Source organism: Hymenobacter sp. DG25A (assembly GCF_001280305.1).
GTDB lineage: Bacteria > Bacteroidota > Bacteroidia > Cytophagales > Hymenobacteraceae > Hymenobacter.
Genome location: NZ_CP012623.1, coordinates 1,452,797 through 1,465,133, shown reverse-complemented (window position 1 = coordinate 1,465,133; position 12,337 = coordinate 1,452,797). Strand labels below are relative to the sequence as shown.

Here is a 12,337-nt window from a genome sequence, read left to right as displayed (position 1 = left end):
GGGGTAATTAACTCCACGGCAACTCACGGCTGACAACTGGTAACTGGCAACTGGTAACTGAAATGGATTTAAGCCGGCGCCGTAAGCTTTCCTCGCACGTCGAGACCAGCTCGATGAACGACATCATGTTCTTCCTGATGCTGTTCTTTTTGATTGTGAGCACCATGGTGAACCCCAATGTGATTAAGCTGATGCTGCCCAATGCCCGCTCCGGCAAGGCAGTAATGAAGCAGACCATCAACATTTCGGTGGATGCCCAGGGCCAGTATTTCCTGGACCGCCAGCCCGTTACTTCAGCCACCCTGGAGCAGGCCCTGGCCCAGCGCATTGCCGGCCTCGATAAAAGCATTGAGCCCACCGTTGTTCTGCGTGTGGATTCTTCCCTGAATGTGCAGAAGCTGGTCGATATTCTGGAAATCGGGAATCGACTTAAAGTGAAAATGGTGATGGCCACCCAAGCCCAGCAAAGTGGCGGCAAGTAATTGGGTTGGTTTTTGGTAAAGACTTTCGGAAGGCAGGCATGATAAAAATGTCCACCGCCGAACCCCGAATCCAACCGGGACTGTTAACCGAACAATAGGCACCAAATAATACGGCTTGGCCCATCATCAGTCAACGCCAACAAAAGAAACGAACCATGGAATACCGCGAGGAACATAAGCGCGAGGCGCTCATTGGCACGGTGGTATTTCATGCCCTGTTAGGGGCGTTCTTCATCTTTACCATCTTTAAAGGTCCTGATCCGCCTCTCACTGAAATTGGCGGTGGCGGCGTAGAGCTGAACTACGGTATTGATGAAGCTGGCTCCGGCGACATCCAGAGCATGGCCCCGGCCAACGAATCGAAAAACCGCGAGGACAGCCGCCCACCGGCAGCCCGTCCGGACCCTACGCCGCAGCCGGCCCGCACGGCCGCCGAACCCGAGCCGCAGCCCGCGGCTCAGGAAAAGATTGTAACCAGCGAAGCCGAGGAAAGCCCGGTGAAAATACCACCGGTGGAAAACCCTGCTCCTTCCCGTCCGGAGCCCGTGCGCGAAACGCCGAAGCCCGCAGAAAAGCCCCGTACGCTCTACACCCCCAAAGGCAGTACTGCCGGTGGTGGCAACGGCCAGAACGGCACCAGCAATACGCCCACCGGCAACAACAACGGCGACAAGCCCGGCTCAGTAGGTGACCAGGGCGACCCGAATGGCTCCCTGGATGCCAAAGCGCTGTATGGCACGCCCGGTAGTGGTGGTGGCAGTGGTGGCGGAATTGGAGTAGATATGGCTGGATGGGCTTTAGAAGACCGGCCTTCAGTTCCACTTATAGACAACAGCTCGGGCAGTATCCGATTTAAAATAAAAATCAATGAAGATGGGGAGGTAGAATCAGTAACTAAAGTTTCGGGAAACGTCTCGCCAACTCAGGAAAAAATTTGCCGCGATGCCCTGTTTAAATCAACTTTCCGCCGGACAACTTCCGCTGTTGGTGGCGCTACTGGTTTTGCCACATTCCGCTTCACTGTAAAATAATATTACTGCCTTAATATAAATAAACGAGCCGCCGGCGGGATATTCCTGCCGGCGGCTTTCTTTTGCAGAATATTTCGCCGCTACCCAAGGCTGTAGCTTTTGCTACCCGGGGTGAGGGCAAACCCAACGCGTATGGATTATCAGGAAACGCTGGCCTATTTATACGCTCAGTTACCCATGTTTCAGCGGGTAGGCGCCGCGGCCATCACCAAAAATCTGGCTAACACTGAGGCGCTGGCCGCCGCCTTGGGCAACCCGGAGCGGAAATTTCGCTCGGTGCATGTGGCTGGTACCAATGGCAAGGGCAGCTCCTCTAACTGGCTGGCGGCCGTGCTGCAGGCCGCAGGCTACAAGGTGGGCCTGTACACCTCGCCGCATTTGCGTGAGTTTACGGAGCGCATCAAAATCAACGGGCAGGACCTTACGCCGGAGTACCTGGTGCAATGGGTGGCCCGTTGGAAGCCGCTGTTTGAGCACATTAAGCCGTCGTTCTTTGAAATGACGGTAGCATTGGCCTACGAGTATTTTGCCGATGAGCAGGTAGATATTGCCATCATCGAAGTAGGGCTGGGTGGCCGGCTAGACTCTACAAATATCATCACGCCGCTGGTGTCGCTCATTACCAATATCAGCTTCGACCACCAGGCACTGCTGGGCAATACCCTGCCGGAAATTGCGGCCGAAAAGGCCGGCATCATCAAGCCAGGGGTACCGGTGGTTATCAGCCAGACCCAGCCGGAAGTGCGGGCCGTGTTTGAGCAATACGCCTCGGCCGTGCAGGCGCCCCTGGTTTTTGCCGATGAAGTTTATCGGGTGGAGACAATAGGTGAAACGCCGGCCGATGCGGAAGAACAACTGGTGCGGGTACAAAAGATGGGTGAGCCAGCCCGGGAGTTAACCATAGGTCTGGTTGGCGACTACCAGCGTTACAACCTGCCCGGCGTGTTGGCCGTCGTGGACCAACTGCGGGAACAAGGTTTTCAGATTACTGAGGAGGCGCTGCAGGAAGGGCTGCGTAATGTACGGCGCCTGACCGGGTTCCGGGGCCGCTGGCAGATTCTGGGACAACGCCCGCTGGTGGTCTGTGATACGGGCCATAACGAAGCCGGCATTCGCTCAGTAGTGGCTCAGCTGCGCCGCTTAAGCTACCACCGGCTGCACATAGTACTGGGCACGGTAGCGGATAAAGATGTAGCTGCCATGCTGGCATTATTGCCCAAGGAGGCTATCTACTATTTTTGCCAGGCGGCCATTCCCCGAGCTTTGCCAGCCGCCGAGCTTTCCACGCTGGCTGCGGGAGTGGGGCTTTCAGGGGGAGTATTTGGATCGGTGATGCAGGCGGTGCAGGCTGCGCGCGCTGCGGCCGGGCCCGATGATGTGGTCTTTATTGGCGGCAGTACCTTTGTGGTAGCGGAGATTGACGACTTGTTTGCCTGAGCAGAAGCCCCTTTCACCTCTAACTTCAACTGCGCCCTGGGCGCCACTCTTTTTAGTTTTTGTGAGTAGAATCAAACTAGTACGCTTCGCTGAAAATGCTACCCGCGCCGAAATTGTGGAGCCGGGGAAGGAAACCTACCTGCAACTGGCCGGCCAGTGGAACGAGGCCTTTTTCCCCGCCAGCCAACCTATTACCCTGGAAATGGGTTGCGGCAAAGGCGAGTACACCGTTGGCCTGGCCCAGCGCTACCCGGAGCGCAATTTTCTGGGGCTCGATATAAAGGGAGAAAGAATATGGCGCGGCAGCACCCGCGCCCGCGACCTGGGCCTGACGAACGTGGGCTTCCTGCGCACCCAGGCCCAAACCCTGACCGAGCATTTTGCGCCCGGCGAGCTAAGTGAAATATGGATAACGTTTCCTGACCCGCGGCCGCGCGACCGGGATATTAAGCGCCGGCTTACCGCCCCGCGCTACCTGAATCTGTATCAGGAGGTGCTGCGCCCGGGTGGCCTGGTGCACCTTAAAACGGACAGCGAGGCCTTGTATGATTACACTCTGGAAACCGTGCTGGCCCGCCCCGGGGCTACCATCCTGGCCCAAACCAAGGACCTGTATGCCACGCCCGAGCTTCTGCCGCACGCGGAGGATATTCAGACGCACTTTGAAGGCCGGTACCGTGCCAGCAATATCCCCATCAAATACCTGCAATTCCGGCTTAGCTAACTTCTGCTGCTAATGGCTCCCCTCCACACCGTGCACTTGCTGCCCCTGCTCGACGAAAAGCTGCTCACGCTGCTGCGCAGTCTGAAGCCCGAGGACTGGGAACGGCCTACCTTGGCCCCGGCCTGGCGCGTGCGCGACGTGGCGCTGCACCTGCTGGATGGCAACCTGCGCACGCTCTCCATGCTGCGCGACGGCTATTTCGGGCAGGCGCCGGCCAGTGGGAGCTATGCCGATGTAGTTACTTTTCTGAATCAGCTGAACGCCGACTGGGTGGCCGCCGGCCAGCGCCTGAGTCCGGCGGTTATTACCTGGCTGCTGGCGCTTTCCGGCCCCGAGTACAATCAGTACCTAGCCTCGCTGGATCCCCAGGCGCCAGCGGTATTTTCCGTGGCCTGGGCCGGGGAAGAGCAGTCGGCCAACTGGTTTCACACGGCGCGCGAGTACACCGAGAAGTGGCATCATCAGCAGCAAATACGGCAGGCCGTGGGGCAGGAGGCTGCCTTACTCACCGCTGAATTATACTATCCTTTTCTGGATACCTGCCTGCGGGCGCTACCGCATCATTACCGCAATACAGAAGCGGGAGAAGGTGCTACCGTCTTGATTACGGTAACGGGAGAAGGCGGCGGGCACTGGCAGCTGCGCCGGCTGTCCCAAGCGTGGAAGCTGGAAGCACCTGGCAATGCCCAGCCGCCTACCACGCACATTACGCTGGCTGGCGCCGTGGCCTGGCGGCTCTTTACCAATAGTCTGCCGCGCACTCTTGCTGAGTCGCACGTGCACACCTCCGGCGAGGCACGCCTGGCCGAGCCGCTCTTTAGCCTGTTAACGGTTATGGCCTAAGGCGGCTGGGTTAGTCTTCCAGCTCTTCAAACACGGCTTCCATTTCGGAGAAGTCGCGCAGGCCGGGCTTTATTTCGTCGCCGCCTTGCAGCACAATGCCGGCCGGATGTATGGTGTTCAGCAGCTCGCGCAGGTTGCCGGTGGCAAAGCCCGCGGCCAGCCAGATAGGGTAGGTGCGGGCCTGCTCAGTCAGATGCGCCAGCTGGTTTGCGGTGAGCGGCTGGGGTGGGATAGTGGGCAGTACATACCCCGCCACTTGCCCTTTTAGCTGCTTAAAGCGCATATCCACATCTTCGGGTACCATATCCGGTATCCAGTTCATCACCTGCAACACGGGCAGCTCCAGCCCGGCCAGCTCCTCGGTGGAGCGTATGCGGGTGAGCAGCACATAGCTCAGGCCGCATTCCCGGGCTATGGCATTGATTTCCGGTACGGGCAGAGTGCTGAATTCGCCCACCAGCTTAATGCCAGCCACCCAGCCACTAAGCTCTTTCACCGTCTCCGGGGCAAGGTGAGCGGGCAATGCAGGGTCGAGGTTAAAAGTCAGGTAATCGGCACCCATTCCGGCGCAGTAGCGCGCATCAGACAGGTTATTGATACCGCGCACCAGCACGGACGTAATCAGAGACATAAGGAAGAAACTAGCAGAGCAGAGAGGAAGCGGCAGAAGCCAAATAGCGGGTTTGCCGCTGCAATATCCGAAACCTGGTGAAATTGGTTTGGGTGATAGTCCAACAAATTCGGGCCAATGATAATTTAAGCTCCTCTATACAGCAGGCTTTACCGGAAGCAGAGGTACGTACAGGGGAAGTCCGTACCTTTGTTTATTCGGCCGGAACCTTTCACGCTTCGGGCGCAATTTGATTCACGTATGAACACAACGAAAGGACGGGTGCTGGTAGCCATGAGCGGCGGCATCGACAGCTCCGTGGCAGCGGTACTGCTGCACGAGCAAGGCTATGAAGTGGTTGGCATGACCATGAAAACCTGGGATTACGCCTCGGCGGGCGGCAGCAAGAAAGAAACCGGCTGCTGCTCCCTGGACAGCATCAACGACGCCCGGCAGATTGCCGTGGACCTGGGCTTCCCCCACTACATTATTGATATTCGCGAAGAATTCGGCGACTTCGTCATCAGCAACTTTACGGATGAATACCTGGCCGGCCGCACGCCCAACCCCTGCGTGCTGTGCAACACCCACATTAAGTGGGATGCCCTGCTGCGCCGCGCCGACCAACTGGGCTGCGAGTTTATTGCCACCGGCCACTATGCCAACGTGCGCCTGGAAAACGGCCGCTATGTGGTAAGCAAGGGCATCGACGAGAACAAAGACCAGAGCTACGCCATCTGGGGTGTTAGTCAGGAGAGCCTGTCGCGCACCATGTTCCCGCTGGGCAGCCTGCGCAAAACCGAAATCTATGACATGGCCCGGGAGCGGGGCTTCACGGAGCTGGTCAACAAGCCCGAGAGCTACGAAATCTGCTTTATTCCCGACAACGACTACCGGGGCTTCCTGCGCCGCCGCGTGCCGGGCCTGGAGGAGCGCGTGGCCGGGGGCGAGTTTGTGATGCGCGACGGAACCGTAGTAGGCAAGCATGAAGGCTATCCGTTCTACACCATTGGCCAGCGCAAAGGGCTGGGTGTAGCCCTGGGCTTCCCGGTATACGTCACAGAAATCCGGCCCGAGACCAACCAGGTGGTATTAGGCAACTTTGATGAGCTGGCCAGCACCGCTACGGTGGTAGGCAAGCTCAACATGGGCAAGCATGCCTCCCTGGAAGGGATGGGCCTGGTGCCGAGCCGTACCAAAATCCGCTATAACCATGACGGCGCGCCGGCATTTTTAGAACAGATTGGTGATAAAATTCGAGTATATTTCGAAGAACCCGTTCATGCGGTAACTCCCGGGCAAGCTGCCGTTTTCTATGATGGCAATGATGTGCTGGGCGGCGGCTGGATAGAACGGCATGTTATGGATGTGGTGCCCGTTGCCACAGAAGATATTATAGCTACCTCATGACTCAATTCGTAAGTATGCAGCGGCGCGCCCGCTGGGCAGTGCTGTTGGTTGGAGTGGTCGTCAGTTGCAAAAAGGAAACGGAGGCCCCGGCGCCACTGGGTAAGGAATATTACCCGGTGGCCACCGGCACCTACCGCACCTTTGCCGCTGAAGATGTTATCTGGGATGATAACGTAGCCACCACCACCCAGTACCAGCTGCGCGAACGAATTGAGGACACCTTTACCGATGCCGCGGGCCTGCTGAGCTACCGAATTGTGCGCTCCCGCCGGGAAAAAGCTGCTGAAGAGTGGGCCGATGACAGCGTGTTTGTGCTCACGCCCACCAGCCAGAGCCTGCAGCTGCTGCGCGGCAACCGCCGCACGGTAGAGCTGGTATTCCCGGTGCGCGAAGGCAGGCGTTGGAACCCCTACGCCTTTGCCGCTCTGGATACTGTGGGTCGTCAATACCAAAACGTGGGTAAGCCCTTCAAGGCTGGCGACAAGGAATACGCCGAAACCCTCACTACGCTGGACGACGTGGAGAATAACCTGTACTACCTCACCCAGCGCAAACAGGTATATGCCCGCAACGAAGGCCCCGTATTCCGGGAAACCAGGCGGTTTATTTACTGCGACGGCAGCACCACAGGGCAGGGCTGTCAGGTAGGATCCGGCTATATTCTGGCCGGGCGCGAGCACCGCGAAACCCTGCTGGAATCGGGTAAGTTGTAGGCCCCGGTCTGCAGCCTTTTTGCGGGGTTGGTGTTGATTGAGTAGCTGTTGATCTTTTTAAGCCGGTTTATGCGCGCGTGGCTTCTGCTGCTTCTGACTTTTGGGTGTAATGTCGTGGCCCTGGGTAATCCTCCGGCGGTGGCAGGCGGTACGGTGCGCAAGCATCTGGTGTATTTCCGGGACAAAGCCGGTACGCCCTTTACCACCGCTCGGCCGGAAGCCTTTCTCTCGGCCCGGGCCCTGCAGCGGCGCAGCAAGCAGCAAATTGCCATTGCCCCGCGCGACCTGCCCGTAGCTCCCAACTACGTAGCCCAGGTGCGGGCCGTGCCGGGTGTGCAGCTCTGGTACACTTCGCGGTGGTTTAACGCGGCCATGATCAGCTGCGACTCGGCTACCCTGGCGCGGGTGCAGGCCTTGCCGTTTATTAACAAGGCCGAAACCCTCAACCGTAAACCCCAGGCCGGCGCCCGGCCTGTACTCACCCCGGTAGTTTCAACCAAACAAGCCACCCAAAGCCGCCGCGCCGAGTATGGCCTGGCGTATGCGCAGGCCGCCCAGCTGGATGCCGTTACCATGCATGAGGCCGGTTATAAGGGCGAGGGCATGCAGATAGCGGTTTTCGATGCCGGCTTCCCCAGCGTAGATCAGCTGGAGGCTTTCAAGCTGCTTTTCACGGAAAAGCGCCTCGGCAGCACCTTCAACTTCGTGGATAAAAGCACCGCTGTTTTTCAGCGCGACATCCACGGCACCAGTGTTCTTTCCGCGCTGGCCGCCAATACGCCCGGCTTTTATGTGGGCACCGCGCCCAAGGCCACTTATCATCTCTTCATCACCGAAGATGCCAGCTCCGAGCATCCCGTAGAGGAAATGAACTGGCTGATTGCAGCCGAATATGCCGATTCCGTAGGGGTAGACATCATCAGCTCCTCGCTGGGCTACACCACTTTCGATGCGCCCTCAGTAGACCATACCTATACTGATTTGAACGGCCGCACGGCCATTGGCACCCGCGCCGCCACCCTGGCGGCCCGCGTGGGTATGGTAGTGCTGAACAGCGCCGGCAACGACGGTGACAAGCCCTGGCGCTACATTGATGTGCCGGCGGATGCCGATTCCGTTATTGCCGTGGGAGCCGTGGATTCCCTGGGTGCCCGGGCGGGCTTTAGCTCCGTGGGGCCTACTTCCGATGGTCGCATCAAGCCTGATTTAATGGCTATGGGCTACCTGACGGCTATTATCCGGCCCAGCGGGGTGGCCGTGCGCGGCAATGGCACGTCCTACGCCTGTCCGGTACTGGCGGGCATGGTAGCCGGGTTGTGGCAGTCAAGCCCGGCCCTGAGTGCGCAGCAGGTAATTGAAACGCTGAAGCGCTCGGGCACCCAGGCCGCTAATCCCGACAATGAGCGGGGCTACGGGGTTCCCAGCTTTGTGCGCGCCTATCAGCTGGCCAACCCGGGCAAAAGATTGCCAAGCAAAGCCACCGGCCTGATGGTGTATCCCAACCCCACGGCCAGCAACGAGCTGTTTCTCAACATTCCCGAAGAGCTCCTTCAGAAAACCCTGCGTGTGCGGGTTTATGATGCGCGGGGTGCCCTGGTGCTGGACCGCAGCATGCCCGGCGCCGGCGCCGAAATGCGCGTGCGCACCGGCGTGCTGGCCCGCGGCACCTATACCTGTACGGTCAGCGCAGATTCCGTGCAGCGCACCGTGCGCTTTGTGCGGCTGTAACTCTTTTTTCCCGGGAAGGCGCCGGAGCTACTGTTCAGAATTCCAGGCAACTCCTACCTTCGTAGCATGAACCATTCGCACCGCCCGGCACCGCTGCTGGCCCCTTCATTACTCGCTTCAGATTTTGCTAATCTGCAGGCTGAAACCGAACGCCTGGCGCACAGTGCCGCCGACTGGCTGCACTGCGACGTGATGGACGGTCGTTTCGTCCCGAATATCTCCTTCGGCATTCCTGTCCTGCAGGCTATTCATCGGCATGCCCAACAGCCCCTGGATGTGCATCTCATGATAGAAGAGCCCCAGCACTATCTGGCGGCTTTTCGGGATGCCGGCGCCGCCAACCTGACGGTGCATTATGAGGCCTGCACCCACCTGAACCGGGTTATTCAGCAAATCAAAAGCCTGGGCTGCCGGGCCGGCGTAGCGCTTAATCCCCACACGCCGGTGTGGGTGCTGGAAGATATTGCTGCCGATCTGGATCTGGTGTGCATTATGTCGGTAAACCCTGGCTTTGGCGGACAGAGCTTCATCCCCAATACGCTGCGCAAAGTAGCGGCCCTGAAAGAGCTGCTGGTAGATTGCGGCAGCCGCGCCCTGATTGAAATTGATGGCGGCGTAACGACCGAGAATGCCACGGCCCTGGTGCAAGCCGGCGCCGATGTGCTGGTTGCCGGCAGCTTCGTATTCAACTCCCCTGACCCCATAGCCACGCTGGCCGAGATGCGCGAGATGCTGACTACTGCCCTGACTTCCGACCTCGACTAATGCGGGGGATTCAGGTAAGGGGTATTGGGGGCAGGTTTCCGTGGCCGGTAGTTTTACTGCTGATGCTGCTGATTGGGTGGAATACGCCCGCCGCGGTAGCGCAGCAAGCCGGTCCTACGCAGATTTCCGGCACCGTGCGTGATGCCGCGGGGCAGCCCCTGGAGCTGGTGGTGGTAGGCATTGAAGGCCTGCCCGGTGCCAGTACCACCAACGAGCAGGGGCACTTTCAGCTGAAAGTTACGGCTCCCTCCGAAAGCCGGACCCTGATGCTGGTGGCGCGCCGGCTGGGCTACCAGACCCTGCGCCAGCCTCTGAACCTGGCCTACACCCAGGAACTAACCCTGACCCTGAAAACCGATTCCCGCTCCCTTCGCAACGTAACCGTGCGGGGCCGCTCGGATAATGCCGACCCCCGGGAGCAGGTCAGTATTACCCCGCTGGATCCCCGCACGGCCAAAGAGCTGCCTTCCGCCTTCGGCGACTTCAACAAAATCCTGACGACGCTGCCGGGCGTGGTGGCCAATAATGAGCTGACCAGTACCTACTCGGTGCGCGGCGGCAACTACGAGGAAAACCTGGTGTATGTGAATGGCTTTGAGGTATACCGGCCGTTTCTGGTTACCTCGGCCCAGCAGGAAGGCCTCAGCTTCGTTAACCCCGACCTGGTAGATAAGGTGGACTTCTCCAGTGGCGGCTGGCAGCCGAAATATGGTGATAAGCTTTCCTCAGTACTGAATGTGGTGTACAAAGTGCCCCAGCGCTTTGCCGCTTCCGCATCGGCCAGCCTCACAGGTGCCACGGCGCACGTAGAGGCCGTTTCGCCCAATAAGCGCGTCAGCTACCTGGCTGGGGTGCGCTACAAGAACCCGACGTACGTTTTTAACTCGTTGCGCAGTGCCCAGGGAAATTACAACCCCACGTTTTATGATGCGCAGCTGTACGTAACGGCCACGCTGGGCCGCGATACCACCGACCTGGACCGCACTACCATTGGGCTGCTCACCACCGTGGCCCACAACGATTTTGTGTTTGCTCCGGAGAGTGGCGAGTCAACCTTCAGCACCGGTACGGCGCAGTTTCAGCGCCTTTCTATTACCTACGGTGGCCACGAGCGGATGCAGTACGATACCTACCAGACGGGCCTGAACCTGCGCCACCGCTTCACGCGGGAATTGCAGGCCGAAGTGCTGGCGGGTGTATTGCTTTCCCGGGAGCTGGAGTACCGCGACGTTGAAGCCAGCTATTCGCTAGCGGATATTGACCGGGACCCCAACTCCCCGGATTTTAACAAGGAAGTGCGTCAGCGCAACCTGGGTTCCCGCTTCGATCATTCCCGCAATACGCTGCAGGCCCGCATCGGCAGCCTGGAAACCCGTGGCAGCTGGACGCCCGGCACGCGCCATACCATCCTGGCGGGCGTAAAGGCAGGCCGCGAAAAGATAAACGATGAGCTGAGCGAATACAGCTTTGTAGACTCCGCCGACTTTGTGCCCGACTACCGCCGCACCCGGCTGCAGGCTGATCTGGGCCTGACCAGTTTCCGTTACCAGGGTTATGCCCAGCACACCATCACCCTGGACTCGCTGCGCACACTCACCTACGGGCTCCGCACCAACTACTGGACGGTAAATAATCAGCTTACCATCAGTCCCCGGGTGCAGTATTCCATGATTACCCGCCGCAACCCCAATCTATCCTTCAAGTTTGGGACGGGCGTGTACTACCAGCCGCCGTTCTACCGCGAGCTGCGCGACCAACAAAGCCAGCGCGACGCCAATGGCGTACTGGTATACACCGGGGTACTGAACCCGGAGCTGCGCGCGCAACGCTCCCTGCATTTCATTGCCGGCTCCGACCTGAAGTTTGAGCAGTGGGGGCGTCCGTTCCGCTTCTCCGGTGAGGTGTACTATAAATACCTGACGGATGTGGTGCCTTATGATGTAGACAATGTGCGGCTGCGCTACTTTGCCCGCAACAATGCCACTGCCTACGCCGCCGGAATTGATGCCCGCGTGAGCGGAGAGTTTGTAAAAGGAGCGGAGTCGTGGTTCAGCCTGGGCATTCTAACTACCAAAGAAAACCTGGAGGGCGACTCCATCACGCGCTACGATGCCGATGGAAAAATACTGGGCCGCGATGCAAAAGGCTACATCCGCCGCCCCAGCGACCAGCGCGTAAACCTGGGGATATTCTTCCAGGATCATTTGCCGAATAACCCTTCGGTGAAAGGCTACGTGAACCTGGTATTTGGTTCCGGCTTGCCCTTCAGCCCGCCCGGCTTACCCGAACTTCGCGGAACCACCAAGCTTACGCGCGCCTACCAGCGGGTTGATCTGGGGTTCTCCAAAGCCATTACTATGCATGTGGGCGAAGGCACCCGCCGCGTGGGCCAGCTGGAAAGCCTGTGGCTGGGCCTGGAGGTCCTCAATATTATTGATGCCAATAATGTAGGAGGGTACAACTACATCCAGGACCTTAACGGCCGCACGTATTCGGTGCCGAATTACCTTTCCCGGCGCGTGATTAATGTGCGGGTTATTGCGCGGTTTTGATTAAGCCAGTCAATGGGGCAGCGTTCCTGGCCTTATCCATGG

Annotated in this window: 11 protein-coding genes; 10 read left to right on the top strand and 1 reads right to left on the bottom strand. The window is 58.9% G+C overall.

Annotated elements, in window-relative coordinates; translation table 11 throughout:
- Positions 1-62 precede the first annotated feature (62 nt).
- The 5 genes from AM218_RS06325 to AM218_RS06305 all read left to right on the top strand — a co-directional run bounded on the left by AM218_RS06325 (position 63) and on the right by AM218_RS06305 (position 4,517).
- The gene (locus tag AM218_RS06325; RefSeq protein WP_054412901.1) at positions 63-482 is read left to right on the top strand and encodes an ExbD/TolR family protein; all 420 of its coding nucleotides are present in this window, start codon (positions 63-65) and stop codon (positions 480-482) included.
- A gap of 155 nt (positions 483-637) precedes the next feature.
- Positions 638-1,513, top strand: coding sequence for a hypothetical protein (locus tag AM218_RS06320; RefSeq protein ID WP_054412900.1), 876 nt, complete (start codon positions 638-640; stop codon positions 1,511-1,513).
- Positions 1,514-1,645: 132 nt separating this feature from the next.
- Entirely contained in the window at positions 1,646-2,950 is a 1,305-nt protein-coding gene (locus AM218_RS06315; RefSeq protein ID WP_054412897.1) for a bifunctional folylpolyglutamate synthase/dihydrofolate synthase, read from the top strand.
- Positions 2,951-3,011: 61 nt separating this feature from the next.
- On the top strand, positions 3,012-3,674 hold the full coding sequence (trmB, locus tag AM218_RS06310) for a tRNA (guanosine(46)-N7)-methyltransferase TrmB (RefSeq protein ID WP_054412895.1): 663 nt from the start codon (positions 3,012-3,014) through the stop codon (positions 3,672-3,674).
- Between the two features lie 12 nt (positions 3,675-3,686).
- A complete protein-coding gene (locus AM218_RS06305) occupies positions 3,687-4,517 on the top strand; it encodes a maleylpyruvate isomerase N-terminal domain-containing protein (protein ID WP_054412893.1) in 831 nt (276 codons plus the stop codon).
- A 10-nt stretch (positions 4,518-4,527) separates the two neighbouring features.
- On the opposite strand, the gene AM218_RS06300 is transcribed toward AM218_RS06305, so the two are convergent.
- On the bottom strand, positions 4,528-5,148 hold the full coding sequence (locus AM218_RS06300; protein WP_054412891.1) for a beta/alpha barrel domain-containing protein: 621 nt from the start codon (positions 5,146-5,148) through the stop codon (positions 4,528-4,530).
- A 240-nt stretch (positions 5,149-5,388) separates the two neighbouring features.
- Here AM218_RS06300 and mnmA point away from each other — a divergent pair, with 240 nt between their 5' ends.
- The 5 genes from mnmA (at position 5,389) to AM218_RS06275 (ending at position 12,295) form a co-directional block, all read left to right on the top strand.
- Positions 5,389-6,537 carry a tRNA 2-thiouridine(34) synthase MnmA gene (gene mnmA, locus AM218_RS06295; RefSeq protein ID WP_071843714.1) on the top strand — a complete coding sequence of 383 codons (1,149 nt, stop codon included), beginning with the start codon at positions 5,389-5,391 and terminating at the stop codon, positions 6,535-6,537.
- Entirely contained in the window at positions 6,534-7,250 is a 717-nt protein-coding gene (locus AM218_RS06290) for a hypothetical protein (RefSeq protein ID WP_157547546.1), read from the top strand. The genes mnmA and AM218_RS06290 overlap by 4 nt, the downstream gene beginning before the upstream one ends.
- Positions 7,251-7,319: 69 nt before the next feature.
- A complete protein-coding gene (locus AM218_RS06285) occupies positions 7,320-8,978 on the top strand; it encodes a S8 family serine peptidase (RefSeq protein WP_071843862.1) in 1,659 nt (552 codons plus the stop codon).
- Between the two features lie 66 nt (positions 8,979-9,044).
- Positions 9,045-9,743: a ribulose-phosphate 3-epimerase gene (gene rpe / locus AM218_RS06280; RefSeq protein ID WP_054412883.1), complete on the top strand. Its 699-nt coding sequence runs from the start codon at positions 9,045-9,047 to the stop codon at positions 9,741-9,743.
- Positions 9,744-9,805: 62 nt separating this feature from the next.
- On the top strand, positions 9,806-12,295 hold the full coding sequence (locus tag AM218_RS06275; protein ID WP_071843713.1) for a TonB-dependent receptor: 2,490 nt from the start codon (positions 9,806-9,808) through the stop codon (positions 12,293-12,295).
- The last annotated feature ends 42 nt before the right edge of the window (positions 12,296-12,337 follow it).

What these genes read in the sequence shown, in the direction of transcription:
- AM218_RS06325 (WP_054412901.1), top strand. Translation starts at nt 63, where the DNA reads ATGGATTTAAGCCGGCGCCGTAAGCTTTCCTCGCACGTCGAGACCAGC.
- AM218_RS06320 (WP_054412900.1), top strand. Translation starts at nt 638, where the DNA reads ATGGAATACCGCGAGGAACATAAGCGCGAGGCGCTCATTGGCACGGTG.
- AM218_RS06315 (WP_054412897.1), top strand. Translation starts at nt 1,646, where the DNA reads ATGGATTATCAGGAAACGCTGGCCTATTTATACGCTCAGTTACCCATG.
- AM218_RS06305 (WP_054412893.1), top strand. Translation starts at nt 3,687, where the DNA reads ATGGCTCCCCTCCACACCGTGCACTTGCTGCCCCTGCTCGACGAAAAG.
- AM218_RS06300 (WP_054412891.1), bottom strand. Translation starts at nt 5,148, where the DNA reads ATGTCTCTGATTACGTCCGTGCTGGTGCGCGGTATCAATAACCTGTCT.
- mnmA (WP_071843714.1), top strand. Translation starts at nt 5,389, where the DNA reads ATGAACACAACGAAAGGACGGGTGCTGGTAGCCATGAGCGGCGGCATC.
- AM218_RS06290 (WP_157547546.1), top strand. Translation starts at nt 6,534, where the DNA reads ATGACTCAATTCGTAAGTATGCAGCGGCGCGCCCGCTGGGCAGTGCTG.
- AM218_RS06285 (WP_071843862.1), top strand. Translation starts at nt 7,320, where the DNA reads ATGCGCGCGTGGCTTCTGCTGCTTCTGACTTTTGGGTGTAATGTCGTG.
- rpe (WP_054412883.1), top strand. Translation starts at nt 9,045, where the DNA reads ATGAACCATTCGCACCGCCCGGCACCGCTGCTGGCCCCTTCATTACTC.
- AM218_RS06275 (WP_071843713.1), top strand. Translation starts at nt 9,806, where the DNA reads ATGCTGCTGATTGGGTGGAATACGCCCGCCGCGGTAGCGCAGCAAGCC.